We start from the raw sequence: 19,224 nt of genomic DNA, 5'->3' as shown, positions 1-19,224 counted from the left end.
CGCCGGGCCCCGCGGAGACGGGCGCGCCGGCCCGGGGCCCGATGGGCAGGGGGGCCGTGACATGACTCAGGCCCCGGTTCGCAAGGAACCGGGGCCTGACCCGAAAGGGTGAGTAACGGGACTCGAACCCGCGACATCCTGGACCACAACCAGGTGCTCTACCATCTGAGCTATACCCACCATGACCGGCGGTTTCCCGAGGGTTTCCCCGACCGGCCGAGAAGAAGTCTACAGGGTCCTGGAGGGTGCTCGCGCCCGCATTGATCTGCGGGCACGAGCGGCCCTGCGCGGAGGGGGTTATTCGGCCGGGACGACGTGGCGCGCCGCGATCCGCTTCGCGGTCTCCGAGTCGGGACCGGGCTGCGGGACGAAGACCGCCTCGCGGTAGTAGCGCAGCTCCGCGATGGACTCGCGGATGTCGGCGAGCGCCCGGTGGTTGCCGTTCTTCTCCGGACTGTTGAAGTACGCCCTCGGGTACCAGCGGCGGGCCAGCTCCTTGACCGAGGAGACATCGACGATCCGGTAGTGCAGGTGGCCCTCCAGGGCGGGCATGTCCCGGGCGAGGAAGCCGCGGTCCGTGGAGACCGAGTTCCCGCACAGGGGCGCCTTGCCGGGCTCCTTGACGTGCTCGCGGATGTACGCGAGGACCTGGGCCTCCGCGTCGGCGAGCGTCGTGCCGCCGGCGAGCGCGTCGAGCAGCCCCGAGGCCGTGTGCATCTGGCGCACGATCTCGGGCATGGTCTCCAGGGACGCGTCCGGCGGGCGGATCACGATCTCCACCCCGTCGCCGAGCACGTTCAGTTCCGAGTCGGTGACCAGTGCGGCCACCTCGATGAGTGCGTCGTCCGTCAGCGAGAGCCCGGTCATCTCGCAGTCGATCCACACCATGCGATCGTTCATGCGTCCACCTTAGGGGCTCTTCCCCGGGTCGGAGCGGGCCGAGCCGCCCCGGCACCGGCCCGTTCCCGGGCGACGGGGCCGCCGCGCGGCGGGTACGGGACGCCGACGGGCCCCCGGGAGGATGTTCCCGGGGGCCCGTCGTTCCCGCGTCGCGCCGCTTGTGGCGGCGACGGTCTCCTTCTTACGGAGCGCCGCTCACGGCGCGCTCCGCTGGCCCGGGAGCGAGGGGCGCCCCGGAGCGTAGGCGTCCGACTGCGGCTTCCCCTGGTCCAGCGGGGACACCGGGCGCCTGATTCCGGCCACCACCTGCGCGGGCACGACCGGGTCGAGCACGGCCGTGGCGGCCTCGCCCTGCGGCCGCCGCGCACGGTACGCCGCCCGGTAGGCCGCCGGCGAGGAGCCGAGCTGCCGCCGGAAGTGGCCGCGCAGAGCCACCGGCGAGCGGAAGCCGCAGCGGCCGGCGACCTCGTCCACCGAGTAGTCGGAGGTCTCCAGGAGCCGCTGCGCCTGGAGCACCCGCTGGGTGATCAGCCACTGGAGGGGGGCCGAACCCGTCAGCGAGCGGAACCGGCGGTCGAAGGTCCGCCGTGACATGTACGCGCGGGCGGCCAGGGTCTCCACGTCGAACTGCTCGTGGAGGTGCTCCAGCGCCCAGGCGACGACCTCGGCCAGCGGGTCGGCGCCGATCTCCTCGGGTAAAGACCTGTCGAGGTAGCGCTCCTGACCGCCGCTGCGCCGCGGCGGGACGACCAGCCGGCGCGCCAGGGCGCCCGCGGCCTCCGTGCCGTGGTCGGTCCGCACGATGTGCAGACACAGATCGATTCCGGCCGCCGTGCCCGCGGAGGTGAGCACGTCCCCGTCGTCGACGAAGAGCTCCCGGGGGTCCACGTGGACCGACGGGTAGCGCTTGGCGAGCGTCGGCGCGTACATCCAGTGCGTCGTCGCCGGGCGGCCGTCGAGCAGGCCGGCCGCGGCCAGGACGAACGCCCCGGTGCACAGGCCGACGATCCGTGCGCCCTCCTCGTGGGCGCGGCGCAGCGCTTCGAGCGCCTCCGGCGGCGGCGGCGAGGTGATCGACCGCCAGGCCGGGACGACGACGGTGCCCGCCCTGCTGATGGCCTCCAGGCCGTACGGCGCGGTCAGTTCGAGGCCACCGGTGGTCCGCAGCGGTCCGTCCTCGCCCGCACAGACGAGCAGTCGGTAGCGGGGCACTCCGGCGTCCTGCCGGTCGATGCCGAACACGGAGAGCGGGATGGAGCTCTCGAAGATGGGGCCGCCGCTGAACAGCAGCACCGCGACGACTTCGCGACGGCGGCGCCCGGTCAGCTTCCGTGCGGCCTCCGGTGCGGTGGAGTCCTGGCTCATGACGCTAAGCCCCCCTCGGTGTTCGCGTCTCCCTGGTCGTGTCGCTCCTGCACGTTTCCCCTCGGTTTTGCACGAGACCCCAGTCTTCGGTACCCATGATCGAATCTACTGTGTCCTGTGGCGCCGGCGTGACAAGTTCTTCATCCGGTGGATTGTCGACAAGGCCACTTGGCGTGAAGCGATCGATCGCGAAGTCTTCCGCCGGGAGCCGCCCCGCGGCAGGGGCGGGGTGGCGAACGCCCCCGTACGCGGGGGGTGCGGGCCGTGGGGACAGGGCTCGCGCGGGTGTCGGGGCCGGGGTTGGGCAACCGTTTCGCCAAGGACTCGCCGGTGGCTGGAAGTTGGCTGAAAACATATGGGTTCGCCTGTACGAACCTGTCAACTCCACGGGCGCCGGGCCCGATCGGCGCCCCGGTTCGGGAGGGTTTGCACCCCCGGAAAGCTAAGGGGTGTCCTGCCCCCGCCGACGACCGCGCACACCCTCGCTCCGCATGCCCCGCTCCGAGCGGCGCAGCAGGGCCCGGCAGGCCGCCGTCACCGAGACGAGGCCCAGCGCGGTGCCGGTGGCGCCGCCGAGCGAGCTGCCGTAGACCAGCAGGACCACCGGGACCAGGACGCAGCAGAAGACCGCCCAGCGGACGACGTCACCGGACTGGTCCGCCCCGGCCGACCCGGGGGCCGTCCCCTCGTCGCTCCCCGTGGTCGCCCCCGTCCCCCCGTACGGCCCCGTGTCCGCTCCGCCCGCCGGCCCGGCGCCGCCTCCCGCCCGCGGCCCCGCCCCCGTCGCGGCGCCCGGATCCGGGTGGCCGGCGAGCGGGCCGAGGACGGGCGCCCGGCGGCGGCCGCGGGGCCCCGAGACGGCGGCGGTGCGGGTGGCGGGGGCGGTGGAGGTCTGGCCGGCGGCGGTCGATGGTGCGTGCACGGGCGGTCTCCCTGCGACGGTGGGCTGGACCTGTGGCAACGAGAAGCGGAACGTTACGGTCACTCTCGGCGACGTCCGTTTGGCCCCTGTACGGACACCTGTAGGGCACAACCGGCATTGCCAGATCCCGAGACCCTCGTGCATGCTCCCTGGGACGCCGCGCGCGAGCGGGGTCACGCCGGGGAGTGACGCGGCGGGCTCTGGGCAGGAGAGGAGTGTCGCCGTACCCTTGGGGGTATGGGCTTGGGAAGATGATTCCCGGACACAGCTCCGCCGCCACCCGTTGTTCCGCCCCTCCGTTTCCCGTCCCTTCCCACGAGGACCCTCTTCGCCGAGACACCGATGGCCGGTCACGAATTCCCCGAACCCGCGGACCGCAAGCGCGTCGCCGACTCCACGGTCGACCCCCTCGCGGTCGAACAGCCACGTCACGCCTGCGACCCGGCCTTCCGGCACGGCGTCGTCGTCGGCTTCGACGGCTCCATGTCCAGTGAGCGCGCCCTCGCGTACGCCATCGGCATGGCCCGCCGCTCCGGCTCGGGCCTGATCATCGTGCACGTGGCCAACCGGCTGCCCACCACGGTGTGGGCCGGCTGCGAGCCCCCCGTCTTCGTCGACGTGCCCGACCACCGGACCGAGGTCCTCGGCCTGGAGCTGGCCTGCGCCGAGCACCTCTCCGAGGTGCCCTGGATCCTCGTCGAGCGCGGTGGCGACATCTGCCACGAGCTGGAGGAGGTCGGCCGGGAGTACTCCGCCGACGCGATCGTGGTCGGCTCCACGCACGGGATCGTCGGCCGGATCTTCGGCTCGGTGGCCGGCCGGCTCGCCCGCCGCGCCCAGCGGCCCGTCATCGTCATCCCGTAGGGCGGACGAGGGCTTCCGCGCCCCGGTCCGCGGCCACAACCACCCCTGTTCTCCCGCCCGTTCCGCGCGACCCGTGGGATGACTCTCCCAACTGACGTCATCGCGACATAAATTCGGCCTTCCTCAGGTGAATTGTGTGCTTGTGAAGGGTACATAAGCGTCACCGGAACACAGCAGCTCACGCAGGACACCTGCGCATCTGAAGGGAGCCCGCCGTGGACAACGACGTCGCCGCGGGAAACACCACCTCCACTCTCGGCCACCTCGCACTCGGACTGACCCTGCTGGCCTTCGGCCTGGGCGGGACGGGGATCATCGACAACGTCGCGGCAACGGATGCCGCGGGCCTCGCCACCTGGGTCGGCGGGGTGACGCTCTTCCTCGTCGGTCTGCTCGCCCTCCGCGCGGGCGACAAGGGCGACGGCACGGCGTTCGCGGCGCTCGGCGCCTTCTGGTTCACCTGGGGCACCGCTGCCGGCGGCGGCGCGTCCGCCGACGCGGTGGGCGTCTTCCTGCTCCTGTGGGCGCTCCTGGCGCTCACGCTGACGCTGGCCGCCTCGGGCGGCGGGCTGTTCGGGCAGGGCGTCTACGGGCTGCTCTTCGTCGCGCTCCTGCTGCTCGGCATCGGGGCGCTCGCCGACAACGGCGGGCTCGCGAAGGCCGGCGGCTGGGTGGCGGCGGTCGCCGGTCTGGCCGCCTGGTACGGCGCCACGGCGGCGGTCGCCGGCTGGCCGACCGCGCTCGGCCGGGCGAACCGCGGCGCGGCCACGGCGAGCTGACGGCGGGACGTACGGCAGCGGGACGAAGAGAAGCGGTCCCCCGTGCACCTGGGATGCACGGGGGACCGCTTCGTGTCCGGTCGAACCGCCGGGGGACAGGCCCGGCGGCGAGGCTCGGGGGGACAGGCCCCGAGACGCTGCTACTCGACCGTGACGGACTTGGCCAGGTTGCGCGGCTTGTCGATGTCGCGGCCCATGGCGAGCGCCGTGTGGTAGGCGAGGAGCTGGAGCGGGATGCCCATCAGGATCGGGTCCAGCTCGTCCTCGTTCTTCGGCACGACGATGGTGTGGTCGGCCTTGGCCTGCGGCTGGTGCGCGACCGCGAGGATGCGGCCGCTGCGGGCCTTGATCTCCTCGAGGGCGGCGCGGTTCTTCTCCAGCAGGTCGTCGTCGGGGACGATCGCGACCGTCGGCAGGGCCGGCTCGATGAGGGCGAGCGGGCCGTGCTTGAGCTCGGAGGCCGGGTAGGCCTCGGCGTGGATGTAGGAGATCTCCTTGAGCTTGAGGGAGGCCTCCAGGGCCACCGGGTAGCCCCGGACGCGGCCGATGAACATCATCGACTGGGCGCCGGCGTACTCCGCGGCGATCTTCTTGATCTCGTCCTCGGTCTCCAGGATCTCCTGGATCTGCGCGGGCAGCTTGCGCAGGCCCTCGATGATCCGCTTGCCGTCGGTGACGGACAGGTCGCGGATGCGGCCCAGGTGCAGGGCGAGCAGCGCGAAGGCGGTGACCGTGTTGGTGAAGCACTTGGTGGAGACGACGCAGACCTCGGGGCCGGCGTGCACGTACACGCCGCCGTCGGCCTCGCGGGCGATGGCGGAGCCCACCACGTTGACCACGCCGAGGACGCGGGCGCCCTTGCGCTTGAGCTCCTGGACGGCGGCGAGCACGTCGTAGGTCTCACCGGACTGGGAGACGGCGATGTAAAGGGTGTCGGGGTCCACGACCGGGTTGCGGTAGCGGAACTCCGAGGCCGGCTCGGCGTCCGCGGGGATGCGGGCCATGGACTCGATGAGCCCGGCGCCGATGAGGCCGGCGTGGTACGAGGTGCCGCAGCCGAGGATCTTGATGCGGCGGATGGTGCGGGCCTCGCGCGGGTCCAGGTTCAGGCCGCCCAGGTGCACGGTGGAGAAGCGGTCGTCGATCCGGCCGCGCAGCACGCGGTCGACCGCGTCGGGCTGCTCGGAGATCTCCTTGTGCATGAAGGTGTCGTGGCCGCCCATGTCGTACGAGGCGGCCTCCCACTCCACGGTCTCCGGGGTGGCGGTGGTGGTCGCGCCCGAGGTCGTGTAGGTGCGGAAGTCGTCGGCCTTGAGGGTGGCCATCTCGCCGTCGTCGAGGGTGACGACCTGGCGGGTGTGGGCGATCAGCGCGGCGACGTCGGAGGCGACGAGCATCTCCTTCTCGCCGATGCCGAGGATGACCGGCGAGCCGTTGCGGGCCACGACGATGCGGTCGTTGAAGTCGGCGTGCATCACGGCGATGCCGTAGGTGCCCTCGATGACCTTGAGCGCCTCGCGGACCTTCTCCTCCAGGGTGGTGGCCTGGGAGCGGGCGATGAGGTGGGTGATGACCTCGGTGTCCGTCTCGGAGGCGAAGACGACGCCGTCGGCCTCCAGCTTGGCGCGGAGCTCCTGGGCGTTGTCGACGATGCCGTTGTGGACGACCGCGACCTTGTTCTCGGGGTCCATGTGCGGGTGCGAGTTGATGTCGCTCGGCGCGCCGTGAGTGGCCCAGCGGGTGTGGGCGATGCCGGTGGTACCGGTGAAGCGCTTGGGGACCCGGGCCTCCAGGTCGCGCACGCGGCCCTTGGCCTTCACCATCTTCAGGCCGGAGGCCTTCGGGCTGGTGACGACCATGCCGGCCGAGTCGTATCCCCGGTACTCCAGACGCGCCAGGCCCTCAAGGAGCAGGGGGGCGACGTCGCGCTTTCCGATGTAACCGACAATTCCGCACATAAAGGTGAAACCCCTCCAGGTTGGTGAGTGTGTCCGCGTGCCCGCTCGCGGGATCAGCCGTAGACGATGCGGCGCAGCTGGCGGAGCGAGAGCTCCGGCGGCGCCACGGCCCGGTGGGGCAGTTCCGCCGAGATCCGTTCGAAGATCTCGGTGTTCACGGCCCCGCCGGACTGCAGTTCGCGGTGTCGGCGGCGGACGAACTCCTCGGTCGTCTCGTCGAAGTACGCCAGCACGTCGAGGATCACCCGGGCGGCCTCACCGCGCTGGAGCGCGGTGCTGCGGACCAGGTGGTCGATGAGGTCGTCGTGCGACGGGCGGCGTTCGAGCACCCATGAATACTGAGGTGTGGCGACGGCATCCGCAAGAATCCTGCCCGATATCGGGCAGGACCTTCATGATCCACCCCCTTTTCGGGTCCCTTGGTCCAGACCTTGACGGTGGAGGGCCCCGGCGGTACGCATGGGGGCGGTGCGGATATAGAACTCGACAGACGCGTCCGACGACTGATCCAACGCCCGAAGGGGACCAGCCTTGACACAGCGCCTGAGGATTCCGCGCCTGATCGGATCCCTGCTCCTGGTCGCCGCCGCCGGCGTCGGCTGCGGGGAGGCCGCCGCCGACGGCACGGCGGACGGGAAGAACGCAGTGGCCGCCGAGCCCGAGGTCCGCCCGCTCGGCCGGATCGTGCCCGTACCCGCCTCCGTCGCCCCCGAGGGCGAGCCCTTCGCCCTCTCCCGGACCACCCGCATCGGCGCCGACGGCACCCACCGCGAGACCCGCGACCTCGCCCGCTACCTCGCCGGGCTGCTCCGCCCCGCCACCGGCTTCCCGCTGCCCGTCGTCGACGACCAGGCCGCCCGCGGCGGCATCCGGCTCCGCCTCAGCCCGGGCGACACCGAGCTCGGCGACGAGGGCTACCGGCTCCACTCCGCCCCCGACGGCGTCACCCTCACCGCCCGCGCACCCGCCGGGCTCTTCCGCGGCGTCCAGACCCTGCGCCAGCAGCTGCCCTCCGCCGTCGAGCGCAAGAGCGTCCAGAACGGGCCCTGGAAGATCGCCGGCGGCACGATCACCGACACCCCGCGCTACGCCTACCGGGGCGCCATGCTCGACGTCTCCCGGCACTTCTTCACCGTCGACGAGGTGAAGCGGTACATCGACCAGCTCGCGCTCTACAAGGTCAACACCCTCCACCTGCACCTCTCCGACGACCAGGGCTGGCGCATCGCCGTCGACTCCTGGCCCCGCCTCACCACCCACGGCGGCTCCACCGAGGTCGGCGGCGGCCCGGGCGGCTTCTACACCAAGGCGCAGTACCGGGAGATCGTCGAGTACGCCGCCTCCCGCTACCAGGAGGTCATCCCCGAGATCGACCTCCCCGGCCACACCAACGCCGCCCTCGCCTCCTACGCCGAGCTCAACTGCGACGGCGTGGCACCGGAGCTCTACACCGGCATCAAGGTCGGCTTCAGCTCCCTGTGCGTGCCCAAGCCCGTCACGTACGACTTCGTCGACGACGTGATCCGCGAGATCGCCGCCCTCACCCCCGGCCGGTACATCCACATCGGCGGCGACGAGGCGCACTCCACCAGCCACGCGGACTACGTGACCTTCATGGACAAGGTCCAGCCGGTCGTGGCCAAGTACGGCAAGAAGGTCGTCGGCTGGCACCAGCTGACCGGCACCACCCCGGCGGAGGGCGCCCTCGTCCAGTACTGGGGCCTCGACCGCACCCCCGCCGCGGAGAAGGAGCGGGTGGCGGCCGCCGCGCGCAACGGCGCCGGCCTGATCCTCTCCCCGGCCGACCGCTCCTACCTCGACATGAAGTACACCGCGGACACCAAGCTCGGCCTCGCCTGGGCGGGCTACGTGGAGGTCCGCAGGTCCTACGACTGGAACCCGGCCGGCTACCTCGCGGGCGCCCCCGCGGACTCCGTCCGGGGCATCGAGGCCCCGCTGTGGACGGAGACCCTGGCCACCACGGACGACCTGGACGTCATGGCCTTCCCGCGCCTCCCGGGCCTGGCGGAACTGGGCTGGTCGCCGGCGGCCACCCACGACTGGGACACCTACAAGGTCCGCCTGGCGGAACAGGCCCCCCGGTTCGACGCCCTCGGCATCGACTACTACCGCTCGCCCGAGGTGCCCTGGCCGGCGGAGTAGCCCGTACACGGAGATGCGAGCCCCGCCGGAGGACCGTACTCCGGCGGGGCTCGCATCGGTCAGGGGGTCACGCGAAGCGGGCGATCGGGTTCACCAGGTCGCCGACGAGCTGGAGGGCCGCCGAAGGGTCCGAGAGGTCGACCATCTGCTGGTTGTCGCGGAGCTGGAGGCGGTTCAGGGCCGACAGCGCGAAGGTCTCCGCGAACATGTCGTACTGGGCGAACCGGTCCGCCAGCTCCGGCTTCGACCGCTCGTAGCCGCGGACGCACTCCGCGACCGTCCGCCAGAAGTCGTCCTCGCCGAGGACGCCCTCCGCGGCGAGCGTCGACGCCAGGAAGCGGAAGAAGCAGTCGAAGACGTCCGTGAAGACCGAGAGGAGCTTCATGTCCTCCGGGATGTCCGCACGGACCCGCTCCACCGCCGGCGGCAGGACCGCCGCCGGGTCCATGACGACGATCTCCTCGGCGATGTCCTTGAAGATCGCCCGCGCCACCCCTCCGCGCTCGTCGAGGACCAGGATCACGTTCTCGCCGTGCGGCATGAACGCCAGGTCGTACGCGTAGAAGCTGTGCAGGACCGGGAGCAGGTAGGCGTCCAGGTACCCGCGGAGCCACGCGGTCGGCTCCTGGCCCGACTCCTTGATCAGCGCACCCGCGAACGACGCGCCCGCGCGGTCCACGTGCAGGAGGGACGCCATCGTCGCCAGGCGCTCGCCCTCGGCGAGGGTCGGCACGGGGGACTCGCGCCAGAGCGCCGCCAGCATCTTGCGGTACGGCGAGTAGCGGTCGGTCGCCGCCTCGTACTCCAGGTGCCGGTAGCCCACGGCCGCCCGCTCACGGATGATCGAGAAGCGGGCCGAGCGGAACGTCTCGTCCGACGCGATCAGGGTGTGCAGCCAGTCGTTGATGGCCGGCGTGGCCTCCATGTACGCGGCCGACAGACCCCGCATGAAGCCCATGTTGAGGACCGAGAGCGCCGTCTTCACATAGTGCTTGGCCGGGTCCGAGGTGTTGAAGAAGGTACGGATCGACTGCTGCGCCAGATAGGTGTCGTCGCCCTCGCCCAGGTACACCAGGCGCTGCTGCGCGACCTCGGCGGCGAACGTGACGGACAGCTTGTTCCACCACTGCCAGGGGTGGGCCGGCATCAGGAGGTAGTCGGCCAGGTCGAGGCCGCGCGCCGCCAGGGTCGCCGCGAAGGCGTCGACCGTCGCGTCGCCGAGCTCCTCGCGGACGAAGGCCTCGTAGTCGATGCCCGCGCCGGCCGTGAAGGTGGTCCGGTCGCGCCGCGCCGCCAGCCAGATCAGCCGGATCTCGCTCGCCGCCTCGGGGGCGTACGCGCGGAACTCGTCGACGCCGAAGCCGAGCCGGCCGTTGTTGGCGACGAAGCAGGGATGGCCCTCGGTCATCCCCGTCTCGATCGCCTGGAAGCCCGCGTGGGCCAGCTCGGCGGAGGTCACCGGCTCCTTGGTGGCCTTGAAGGCCGTTCCCGCCAGGGTGGAGGAGATCTCCTCCAGGTACACCGGCAGGACCTCGTCGCTCAGGCCGAGGGCGCCGCGCAGCTCGGTGACGAACTGGAGGGCGTCCAGCGGGAGCTGCTCGTCGCCGCGGTGGCGGCTGATCGACTCGGCGTAGACCTGCCAGTGGTCGAGGGCGAACCGGTCCGCGGTGAAGCGGTACTCGGTGGCGCCGTCGTCCGACAGGACCACGTACCGGCTGTCGCCGAGCTCCCGCGGGTCGAGCAGCCGTTCGTGGGCGAACTCGGCGAGGCCCTTGCGGATCAGCGCGCGGTTGGCCTCGGCCCAGAGCTCGGGGGTGAGGTGCGCGACGGGGTTCGACAGGTCGGCGGTGCTCATACGGCGGCTCCCACGGCGGCCTCGAACTGCTCCCGGGTGCAGAAGCTCAGCAGGGCCTTCTTCTCGGGCTTCTGGATCTCCCGCTCGGGCACGAACCCGACGGTCGCGTTGAGGGCGTGGACGGCCTTGTTGTCCACGTCCGGCTCGACGACGACCCGCTCGGTGGCCGGATCGGCGAACAGCTCCGTCATCACGGCGGTGATCACGGTCCGGGTGAAGCCGTGCACGGGGGTGTCCGTGGGCGCGACGAGGAAGTGCATGCCGACGTCGCCGGGGAGCGGGTCGTACAGCCCGACCAGCTCCAGCTTCGAGGGGTCGTACCGCTCCATCAGGAAGGCGGGCTCGCCGTCGACCAGGCCGATGGAGACGTGGTGGTGCGGGTGGGCGCTGAACGCCGCGTACTCGCGCTCGACGTCCTGGAGCGTGGCGTCCTGCATCATCCAGAAGGCGGCCTTGGGATGGGTGACCCAGGGATGGATCAGCTCCGCGTCCTTCAGCGGGTCGTACGGGCGTATCGATACCTTCATGCCGCGAACTCCTGGAAAGCGATGGTCTTCTCGACGGGGTAGTACTCGTAGCCCAGCATCGCCCCGATGATGTACGCGTTGCGGTACGCCCCCATGCCGAGGTCGGGCGAGGTGATCGAGTGGGTGTGCACGGAGGAGTTCTGCACGAACACCCCGCGGCCCGTCGTGTCGATCGCGTAGTTGCGGGCCACGTCGAAGCGGCCCTGACCGTCCCAGACGAGGCGGTCGCGGACCGGCTCCAGGAAGGCGGGGACGCTGTACCGGTACCCGGTGGCGAGGATCAGGCCCTCGGTGTCCAGGGTGAAGTCCCGCTCCTGCTCCTCCTGGCGGAAGCCGAGGGTGTACGTACCCGTCGACTCCTCGTAGGCGGCGTCGCGCAGCGCGGAGTTGGTGAGCAGCCGGGTGGGGACGGGGCCGTTCAGGTTCTTCTGGTAGAGCAGGTCGAAGATGGCGTCGATCAGCTCGCCGTCGATGCCCTTGAAGAGGCCCTTCTGCTGGGTCTCCAGGCGGTAGCGGGTCTGCTCGGGCAGCGCGTGGAAGTAGTCCACGTACTCCGGGGAGGTCATCTCCAGGGTGAGCTTGGTGTACTCCAGCGGGAAGAAGCGCGGGGAGCGCGTCACCCAGTTCAGCCGGTACCCGTGGACGTCGATCTCGCTCAGGAGGTCGTAGTAGATCTCGGCGGCGCTCTGGCCGCTGCCGACCAGGGTGATCGACTTCTTCTTCTGGAGCTCCTCCTTGTTCGGGAGGTAGCGCGAGTTGTGGACGAGGTCGCCGCCGAGGTCCCGGCAGGTCTCGGGCACGTACGGCGGGGTGCCGGTGCCCAGCACCAGGCGGCGGGCGCGGAAGGTCTCCCCGGCCTCGGTGGTCACCGCGTACACCTCGGCCGCCTCGTCGAACACCACGGTCGCGACGGTCGTCGAGAAGCGGATCGAGGAGAGGCGAGCGGCGGCCCAGCGGCAGTAGTCGTTGTACTCGGTGCGCAGCGGGTAGAAGTTCTCGCGGATGTAGAACGAGTACAGCCGGCCCTTGTCCTTGAGGTAGTTCAGGAACGAGTACGGCGAGGTCGGGTCGGCCATCGTGACCAGGTCCGACATGAACGGCGTCTGGAGGTGCGCGCCCTCCAGGAACATCCCGGAGTGCCACTCGAAGTCGGGCTTCGACTCCAGGAAGAGGCCGTTCAGCTCGTCGATCGGCTCGGTCAGGCAGGCGAGTCCGAGGTTGAACGGACCGAGTCCGATGCCGATGAAGTCGTGGATCTCGGTCGTCTCAGGCGTGGACAAGGGTCTCTCCCAGGTACTGCTCGGCGTGGCCGGCGATCAGATCGAGGACGGCGGCGATGTCGGCCGCGGTGGTCTCGGGGTTGAGCAGGGTGAACTTGAGGTACTGGCGGCCGTCGACCCTGGTGCCCGCGACGACGGCCTCGCCGGAGGCGAACAGGGCCTTGCGGGCGTGCAGGTTGGCGCGGTCGATCTCCTCGGGGGAGACGGCGGCGGCCGGGACGTAGCGGTAGACGAGGGTGGAGAGCTGCGGCTCGACGACGACGTCGTAGCGCGGGTCGGCGGCGAGCAGCGCGAAGCCCTCGGCGGCCAGGTCGCAGACCTCGTCGAAGAGCGTGCCGACGCCGTCCGCGCCCATCACGCGCAGGGTCATCCAGAGCTTGAGCGCGTCGAAGCGGCGGGTGGTCTGGAGGGACTTGTCGACCTGGTTCGGTATCCGCTCGGCGGCCGGGAGGGCCGGGTTCAGGTAGTCGGCGTGGTAGGTCGCGTGCCGCAGGGTCGCCCCGTCGCGGACCAGGATCGCGGAGGAGCTCACCGGCTGGAAGAACGACTTGTGGAAGTCGACGGTGACCGAGTCGGCCCGCTCGATGCCGTCCAGGAGCCGGCGGCGGGTCGGGGAGGCGAGCAGACCGCAGCCGTAGGCGGCGTCCACGTGCATCCAGGCGCCGTACTCCTCGGCCAGGGCGGCGATCTCGGGCAGCGGGTCGATGGAGCCGAAGTCGGTGGTGCCGGCGGTCGCCACGATCGCCATCGGGACGAGGCCCTCGGCGCGGCAGGCCTCCAGCTCGGCGGCGAGGACGACGGACTGCATGCGCCTGTTCCGGTCGACCGGGACGGAGACGACGGCGTCCATGCCGAGGCCGAGGAGCTTGGCCGACTTCTGGACGCTGAAGTGGCTGCACTCGGACGAGAAGATCCGCAGCCTCGACAGGTCGGTGCTCTTCGCCTCCTCGCGGGCGAGGAGCAGCGCCTGGAGGTTGGACTGCGAACCGCCGCTGGTGAACACGCCGTCGGCGCCCGGGCCGAAGCCGATGCGGCCGTTGGTCCAGTCGACGAGCTTGCGCTCGATGAGGGTGCCGCCGGCGCTCTGGTCCCAGGTGTCCAGCGAGGAGTTGACCGCCGAGAGGACGGCCTCGCCGAGGACGGCCGGGATGACCACCGGGCAGTTGAGGTGGCCCAGGTAGCGGGGGTGGTGGAAGTAGACGGCGTCGCGGAGGTAGAGGTTCTCCAGCTCGTCGAGCGCGGCGGAGGAGTCGCCCAGCGGCCGGTCGAGGTCGACGGCGTCGAGGGCGGGAGCGAGCTCGGCCGGGGTCACTCCGGTGAACGGGCCCCGCGTCGCGGCGAGTTTCCCCGCCACCCGCTCGACTCCTTCGGTGACGGAGCGCCGGTAGCTCTCCGCCGTGGCGTCGTTGAGCAGGTGAGAGCGCATGTGGGGGGCCTCCAGGTACGGGGCTGGGTCGCGCCCTCCGGACAGGGGAAAGGGGCGAGGGGCGACACGGTGAAACAAGGTTAGCCTAACCTAATTTCTCACCGTGTCCGCCCCTCGCCCCTCATGGGTCGCAGGGGTCGACGCACATCACGCCCGGAGTGTCCGGAACGTCACCAAGGCGGACGGCTACACGTCTTCCTGGGTCTCGTCCGGAACCTCGCGCAGCGCGTCCTCGGAGAGCCCCTTGCGCCAGTAGCCGACGAACGTCACCCGGCGCCGGTCGAGTTCGCGGTCCCGCACGAAGTGGCGGCGCAGCGCCTTCACCGCGCCCGACTCGCCCGCGATCCACACGTACGGCGCCGCCCCGGGCAGTTCGAGCCCGCGCACCGCGTCCACGGCGGACGGCGCGCCCTCCTCGCGCACGAGCCAGGTGACGGTCGCGTCGGCCCGGGTGGCGAGCTCGGCGCGGTCGCCGGAGTGGGGCACCTCCAGGAACACCTGCGCACGGGTCCCGGCCGGCAGCCACTCCAGGATCGCCGAGGCGGCCGGCAGGGCCGTCTCGTCCGCCCACAGGAGGACGGAGTCGGCGTCCTCGGGCAGCCGGAAGCGGACGGCGGTGTTCTCGGCGACCGCCGGGCCCAGGACGACCACGCGGTCGCCGGGGACGGCCCGCGCGGCCCAGCGGCAGGCGGGGCCGCCGTCCTCGTGGAGCGCGAAGTCGATGTCGACGGCGTTCTCGCCGTGCTCCTGCTCGGTGCGCTGCTCGCGAACGGTGTACGAGCGCATCACGGCCCGCACGTCGTCGGGCATCGCGCGCCAGGCGCCGAGGATCGCGTACATGTCCCCGCCGTCCAGCGGCGGCAGGACCGGGGCGTCCTGGCCGGGGTGCGGCAGGAAGAGGGAGAGCGACTGGTCGCGGCCGCCGGCGGCGAAGCCCTTCAGCTCGTCGCCGGTGAAGGTGACGCGGACCAGGGAAGGACCGAGCCGCCGGGTCCGGTCCACCCGCAGGCGGAAGAACTGGAAGGGGGCGGTGTCAGGCGTCGTCATGGGGACATAGGTTAGCCTAACCTCATAACTGCCGGTCAGGGGGAGGGTCCGCCACCCCTCGGGGCGGCGGACCCTCCGTCCACGCCCGGCCGCCCCCGTGCGGACGGCCGGCGCCGATCAGCCCTGGAGGCCCAACTCCCGGGCGATCAGCATGCGCTGGACCTCGCTCGTGCCCTCGCCGATCTCCAGGATCTTCGAGTCGCGCCACATCCGGGCCACCGGGTACTCGTTCATGAAGCCGTAGCCGCCGTGGATCTGGGTCGCCTCGCGGGCGTTGTCCACGGCCACCGTCGAGGAGTACAGCTTCGCGATCGCCGCCTCCTTCTTGAACGTCTGGCCGAGGACCAGTCGCGAGGCCGCGTCCCGCCAGCCGATCCGGGCCATGTGCGCCCGCATCTCCATGTCGGCGATCTTGAACTGGATGGCCTGGTTGTCGCCGATCGGGCGGCCGAAGGCGTGACGTTCCTTCGCGTACTTCACCGACTCGTCGACACAGCCCTGCGCCAGACCCGTCGCCAGCGCCGCGATCGCGACCCGGCCCTCGTCCAGGATCCGCAGGAACTGCGCGTACCCGCGGCCCTCCTCGCCCAGCAGGTTCTCCACCGGGACGCGCACGTCGTCGAAGGACAGCTCCCGGGTGTCCGAGGCGTTCCAGCCGACCTTCGAGTAGGGCGCGGCCACGGTGAAGCCGGGGGTGCCGGACGGGACGATGATCGAGGAGATCAGCGGACGGCCGTCGGGCTTGCGGCCGGTGACCGCCGTCACCGTCACCAGACCCGTGATGTCCGTACCGGAGTTGGTGATGAAGCACTTCGACCCGTTGATCACCCAGTGGTCGCCGTCCCGCACGGCCGTGGTCCGGGTGCCGCCCGCGTCCGAGCCGGCGCCGGGCTCGGTGAGGCCGAAGGCGCCCAGCAGCTCGCCCGCGCAGAGCCGCGGCAGCCACTCCCGCTTCTGCTCGTCCGTACCGAAGAGGTACACCGGCATCGCGCCGAGCGAGACGCCCGCCTCCAGGGTGATGGCCACGGAGGAGTCGACCCGGGCCAGCTCCTCCAGGGCGATGCCGAGCGCCAGGTAGTCGCCCCCCATGCCGCCGTACTCCTCGGGGAACGGCAGCCCGAACAGGCCCATGCGGCCCATCTCGCGGACGATCTCGTACGGGAACTCGTGCCGCTCGTAGTAGTCGCCGATCTTCGGCGCCACGACGTCGTGCGCGAACGCCTCGACGGTACGGCGGAGTTCCTCGTGCTCTGCGGAGAGCCGGTGGTCGAGGGACATGTCTTTCGTCACTCCTTGTGGGAGAGGGCGCGGACGGTACGGGAGGGGCTGGGGCGGCCCAGCTGTTCGGCCATCCACACGCTCGTGGCGGTGAGGGCGGCCAGATCGACCCCGGTCTCGATGCCGAGGCCGTCGAGCATCCACACGAGATCCTCGGTGGCGAGATTGCCGGTCGCGCTCTTCGCGTACGGGCAGCCGCCCAGGCCGCCGGCGGAGGCGTCGACGGTGGTCACTCCGTGGCGGAGGGCGGCCAGGGTGTTCGACAGGGCCTGGCCGTAGGTGTCGTGAAAGTGCACGGCGAGGCGGGAGACCGGGACACCGGCCTCGGACAGCGCCGTCAGCAGCGCCTGGACGTGTCCCGGGGTGGCCACGCCGATCGTGTCCCCGAGGCTCAGCTCGTCGCAGCCCATCTCGGCGAGGGCCTTGGTCACGCGGACCACCTGCTCGATCGGGACGGCGCCCTCCCAGGGGTCGCCGAAGCACATCGACAGATAGCCGCGGACCTTGAGGCCGGACTCTATGGCCCGGGTGACCGTCGGCGCGAACATGGCGAGCGCCTCGTCCACGGTCCGGTTCAGGTTGGCCTTCGCGAAGGACTCGGTCGCCGAGGCGAACACCGCCACCTCGCGGGCCCCGAGCGCGAGGGCGCGGTCGAGACCCCGCTCGTTCGGCACGAGCACCGGGAGCCGGACGGGAAGGTCGCGGACCTGGGGGAACAGGTCCTCGGCGTCGGCGAGCTGGGGCACCCACGTGGGGTGCACGAAGCTGGTCGCCTCGATGGTGCCGAGTCCGGCGGCGGCGAGCCGCCGGACGAACTCGGCCTTCACCCCGGTCGGGACGGCCGTCTTCTCGTTCTGCAGCCCGTCCCGGGCCCCCACCTCGTGGATCCGCACCCGGGCGGGCAGCGACGGGTCCACCACGGTCATCGGCAGGCTCACGCGTCCTCCTCCTCGCGGGGCGTCACCACGGCCAGCACCTGGTCCATGGCGACGGTCGAACCGGGCGTGACGTCCAGCTCGGTGACGGTGCCGGCGTGCGGGGCGGAGATGACGTGCTCCATCTTCATCGCCTCCACGACCAGCAGGCTCTGCCCGGCCTCGACCTCGTCGCCGACGGCCACCTTGACCACGGTCACGGTCCCGGGCATCGGGGCGGCGAGCGTGTCGGCGCCCCCGAGCCGGGCGCCGGAGAGCGCGGCGGCCACCGGGTCGTGGTCCATGACGTGCCAGGAGTCGCCGTCCCGTCCGAGCCAGTCACCCGTCCGGTGGAAGCGGTGGACGACGCCGTCCACCGTGACCGCCACCGAGGTGGCGGTGACGCGGGCGCCGGCCGGCGCCTCGGCCGGGACGGGCTCGTGGCCCGCCACCCGCACGGTGAAGGGCAGCGGCGCCGGGCTGCCGCCCAGCCGCCAGCCGCTCGGCACCGAGAACGGGTCGGTCCAGCCGTCCCGCGCCGCCGGGGCCAGCTCGGCGAGCCGGACGGCGGCCGCCGCCGCGTACACCTCCGCCGGTACGCCCGCCGGAACCAGGCTCTCCGCGTCCCGCTCCACCAGCCCCGTGTCCAGGGCGCCCGAGACCACGTCCGGGTGCGCGAGCAGACGACGCAGGAAGCCCGCGTTGGTCGGCACGCCCAGGGTCACCGTGTCCGCCAGGGCCGCGCGCAGCCGGCGCAGGGCCGTCGCGCGGTCCTCGGCGTGGACGATCACCTTCGAGAGCATCGGGTCGTAGAGGGACGAGACCTCCGTGCCCTCCGAGAGGCCCGAGTCCGTGCGGACCCCGGCGCCCGAGGGCTCGTTCAGGGCCAGGACCGTACCGCCCGAGGGCAGGAAGCCCCGGGACGGGTCCTCGGCGCAGATCCGCGCCTCGATCGCCCAGCCGGTGAGGGTGACGTCCTCCTGCGCGAAGGGGAGCGGCTCGCCCGCCGCCACCCTCAGCTGCCACTCCACCAGGTCCACGCCGGTGATCAGCTCGGTCACCGGGTGCTCGACCTGGAGGCGGGTGTTCATCTCCATGAAGTAGTACGAGGACGGGTCGCCGCCCGGGACGATGAACTCGACCGTGCCCGCCCCCACATACCCGCAGGACCGCGCCGCCTCGACCGCCGCCGCGCCCATCGACGCCCGGATCTCCGGGGTCAGCAGGACGCTCGGCGCCTCCTCGATGATCTTCTGGTGCCGGCGCTGGAGCGAGCACTCCCGCTCGCCCAGGTGGACCACGTTCCCGTGGGCGTCCGCCAGGACCTGGATCTCGATGTGCCGGGGCCGGTCGATCCACCGCTCCACCAGGAGGGTGTCGTCGCCGAAGGACGCGCGGGCCTCGCGGCGCGCGGAGGCGATCTCCTCCGTCAGCACCGACAGGTCGCGGACCAGCCGCATCCCCTTGCCGCCGCCGCCCGCGCTCGGCTTGAGGAGGACCGGAGCGCCCAGCTCGCGCGCCGCGGCCTCCAGTTCGGGGTCGGCCGCGCCGGGGACGACGGGGACGCCCGCCGCCTTCACCGTCTCCTTCGCCGTGATCTTGTCGCCCATCAGGGAGATGGCCGCGGCGGGCGGGCCGATGAAGACGAGCCCCGCGTCCGCGCAGGCCTGCGCGAACCCGGCGTTCTCCGCGAGGAAGCCGTACCCGGGGTGCACCGCCTGGGCGCCCGTCCTGCGGGCGGCGTCGACGAGCGCCTCCGCCGACAGGTACGACTCCGAGGCCGGCGGCGGGCCGATCCGCACCGCCGTGTCCGCCTCCCGCACGTGCCGGGCGTCGGCGTCCGCGTCGCTGTACACCGCGACCGAACGCACACCGAGCGCCCGCAGGGTGCGGATGACCCGCACCGCGATCTCGCCGCGGTTCGCGACGAGCACTGTGTCGAACAT

At 71.8% G+C, this 19,224-nt stretch carries 16 protein-coding genes and 1 tRNA gene; 3 read left to right on the top strand and 14 right to left on the bottom strand.

Annotation, left to right across the window (positions count from 1 at the left end; genetic code table 11):
• Positions 1-107 precede the first annotated feature (107 nt).
• The 4 genes from ACF09E_RS07520 to ACF09E_RS07505 form a co-directional block, all read right to left on the bottom strand.
• A tRNA-His gene (locus tag ACF09E_RS07520) sits at positions 108-180 on the bottom strand.
• A 117-nt stretch (positions 181-297) separates the two neighbouring features.
• Entirely contained in the window at positions 298-900 is a 603-nt protein-coding gene (orn, locus tag ACF09E_RS07515; protein WP_361860367.1) for an oligoribonuclease, read from the bottom strand.
• A gap of 195 nt (positions 901-1,095) precedes the next feature.
• Positions 1,096-2,265, bottom strand: a complete 1,170-nt coding sequence (locus ACF09E_RS07510) for a helix-turn-helix domain-containing protein (protein WP_392204299.1) — start codon at positions 2,263-2,265, stop codon at positions 1,096-1,098.
• A gap of 442 nt (positions 2,266-2,707) precedes the next feature.
• Entirely contained in the window at positions 2,708-3,187 is a 480-nt protein-coding gene (locus tag ACF09E_RS07505; protein ID WP_392204298.1) for a hypothetical protein, read from the bottom strand.
• A 342-nt stretch (positions 3,188-3,529) separates the two neighbouring features.
• Between ACF09E_RS07505 and ACF09E_RS07500 the strand changes: the two genes are divergently transcribed.
• On the top strand, positions 3,530-4,051 hold the full coding sequence (locus ACF09E_RS07500; RefSeq protein ID WP_055643330.1) for a universal stress protein: 522 nt from the start codon (positions 3,530-3,532) through the stop codon (positions 4,049-4,051).
• 215 nt (positions 4,052-4,266) lie between these two features.
• On the top strand, positions 4,267-4,830 hold the full coding sequence (locus ACF09E_RS07495) for a GPR1/FUN34/YaaH family transporter (RefSeq protein ID WP_388798490.1): 564 nt from the start codon (positions 4,267-4,269) through the stop codon (positions 4,828-4,830).
• A 140-nt stretch (positions 4,831-4,970) separates the two neighbouring features.
• Here ACF09E_RS07495 and glmS read toward each other — a convergent pair whose 3' ends face one another.
• Positions 4,971-6,788 (bottom strand): glutamine--fructose-6-phosphate transaminase (isomerizing), encoded by a 1,818-nt coding sequence (gene glmS, locus ACF09E_RS07490; RefSeq protein WP_229313884.1) that lies wholly within the window; start codon positions 6,786-6,788, stop codon positions 4,971-4,973.
• 53 nt (positions 6,789-6,841) lie between these two features.
• Positions 6,842-7,117 (bottom strand): hypothetical protein, encoded by a 276-nt coding sequence (locus ACF09E_RS07485; RefSeq protein WP_361852065.1) that lies wholly within the window; start codon positions 7,115-7,117, stop codon positions 6,842-6,844.
• 202 nt (positions 7,118-7,319) lie between these two features.
• On the opposite strand from ACF09E_RS07485, the gene ACF09E_RS07480 reads away from it, so the two are divergent.
• Positions 7,320-8,951 carry a beta-N-acetylhexosaminidase gene (locus ACF09E_RS07480; RefSeq protein WP_392204297.1) on the top strand — a complete coding sequence of 544 codons (1,632 nt, stop codon included), beginning with the start codon at positions 7,320-7,322 and terminating at the stop codon, positions 8,949-8,951.
• A 67-nt stretch (positions 8,952-9,018) separates the two neighbouring features.
• Here the strand turns inward: ACF09E_RS07480 and ACF09E_RS07475 are convergent, their stop codons facing one another.
• The 8 genes from ACF09E_RS07475 to ACF09E_RS07440 all read right to left on the bottom strand — a co-directional run bounded on the left by ACF09E_RS07475 (position 9,019) and on the right by ACF09E_RS07440 (position 19,224).
• A complete protein-coding gene (locus ACF09E_RS07475; protein WP_392204296.1) occupies positions 9,019-10,806 on the bottom strand; it encodes an IucA/IucC family protein in 1,788 nt (595 codons plus the stop codon).
• A complete protein-coding gene (locus ACF09E_RS07470) occupies positions 10,803-11,333 on the bottom strand; it encodes a GNAT family N-acetyltransferase (protein WP_392204295.1) in 531 nt (176 codons plus the stop codon). Before ACF09E_RS07470 ends, ACF09E_RS07475 begins: the two co-directional genes overlap by 4 nt.
• Positions 11,330-12,613 (bottom strand): lysine N(6)-hydroxylase/L-ornithine N(5)-oxygenase family protein, encoded by a 1,284-nt coding sequence (locus tag ACF09E_RS07465; protein ID WP_392204294.1) that lies wholly within the window; start codon positions 12,611-12,613, stop codon positions 11,330-11,332. Before ACF09E_RS07465 ends, ACF09E_RS07470 begins: the two co-directional genes overlap by 4 nt.
• A complete protein-coding gene (locus ACF09E_RS07460) occupies positions 12,600-14,039 on the bottom strand; it encodes a pyridoxal phosphate-dependent decarboxylase family protein (RefSeq protein ID WP_392204293.1) in 1,440 nt (479 codons plus the stop codon). Before ACF09E_RS07460 ends, ACF09E_RS07465 begins: the two co-directional genes overlap by 14 nt.
• Before the next feature lie 186 nt (positions 14,040-14,225).
• Complete coding sequence (locus tag ACF09E_RS07455; RefSeq protein ID WP_392204292.1) at positions 14,226-15,086, bottom strand: siderophore-interacting protein; 861 nt, start codon at positions 15,084-15,086, stop codon at positions 14,226-14,228.
• Positions 15,087-15,203: 117 nt separating this feature from the next.
• Positions 15,204-16,364 carry an acyl-CoA dehydrogenase family protein gene (locus ACF09E_RS07450; RefSeq protein ID WP_361852044.1) on the bottom strand — a complete coding sequence of 387 codons (1,161 nt, stop codon included), beginning with the start codon at positions 16,362-16,364 and terminating at the stop codon, positions 15,204-15,206.
• An 8-nt stretch (positions 16,365-16,372) separates the two neighbouring features.
• Positions 16,373-17,302 (bottom strand): hydroxymethylglutaryl-CoA lyase, encoded by a 930-nt coding sequence (locus tag ACF09E_RS07445; RefSeq protein ID WP_392204291.1) that lies wholly within the window; start codon positions 17,300-17,302, stop codon positions 16,373-16,375.
• Positions 17,299-19,224: an acetyl/propionyl/methylcrotonyl-CoA carboxylase subunit alpha gene (locus tag ACF09E_RS07440; RefSeq protein ID WP_392204290.1), complete on the bottom strand. Its 1,926-nt coding sequence runs from the start codon at positions 19,222-19,224 to the stop codon at positions 17,299-17,301. Before ACF09E_RS07440 ends, ACF09E_RS07445 begins: the two co-directional genes overlap by 4 nt.

Origin of the sequence: Streptomyces sp. NPDC014891, assembly GCF_043081085.1 — a bacterium.
Taxonomy (GTDB): domain Bacteria; phylum Actinomycetota; class Actinomycetes; order Streptomycetales; family Streptomycetaceae; genus Streptomyces.
Note: the sequence above shows the minus strand (reverse complement) of the source record. Positions and strands in the feature narration are given on the sequence as shown.

What these genes read in the sequence shown, in the direction of transcription:
- orn (WP_361860367.1), bottom strand. Translation starts at nt 900, where the DNA reads ATGAACGATCGCATGGTGTGGATCGACTGCGAGATGACCGGGCTCTCG.
- ACF09E_RS07510 (WP_392204299.1), bottom strand. Translation starts at nt 2,265, where the DNA reads ATGAGCCAGGACTCCACCGCACCGGAGGCCGCACGGAAGCTGACCGGG.
- ACF09E_RS07500 (WP_055643330.1), top strand. Translation starts at nt 3,530, where the DNA reads ATGGCCGGTCACGAATTCCCCGAACCCGCGGACCGCAAGCGCGTCGCC.
- glmS (WP_229313884.1), bottom strand. Translation starts at nt 6,788, where the DNA reads ATGTGCGGAATTGTCGGTTACATCGGAAAGCGCGACGTCGCCCCCCTG.
- ACF09E_RS07475 (WP_392204296.1), bottom strand. Translation starts at nt 10,806, where the DNA reads ATGAGCACCGCCGACCTGTCGAACCCCGTCGCGCACCTCACCCCCGAG.
- ACF09E_RS07470 (WP_392204295.1), bottom strand. Translation starts at nt 11,333, where the DNA reads ATGAAGGTATCGATACGCCCGTACGACCCGCTGAAGGACGCGGAGCTG.
- ACF09E_RS07460 (WP_392204293.1), bottom strand. Translation starts at nt 14,039, where the DNA reads ATGCGCTCTCACCTGCTCAACGACGCCACGGCGGAGAGCTACCGGCGC.
- ACF09E_RS07455 (WP_392204292.1), bottom strand. Translation starts at nt 15,086, where the DNA reads ATGACGACGCCTGACACCGCCCCCTTCCAGTTCTTCCGCCTGCGGGTG.
- ACF09E_RS07450 (WP_361852044.1), bottom strand. Translation starts at nt 16,364, where the DNA reads ATGTCCCTCGACCACCGGCTCTCCGCAGAGCACGAGGAACTCCGCCGT.
- ACF09E_RS07440 (WP_392204290.1), bottom strand. Translation starts at nt 19,224, where the DNA reads ATGTTCGACACAGTGCTCGTCGCGAACCGCGGCGAGATCGCGGTGCGG.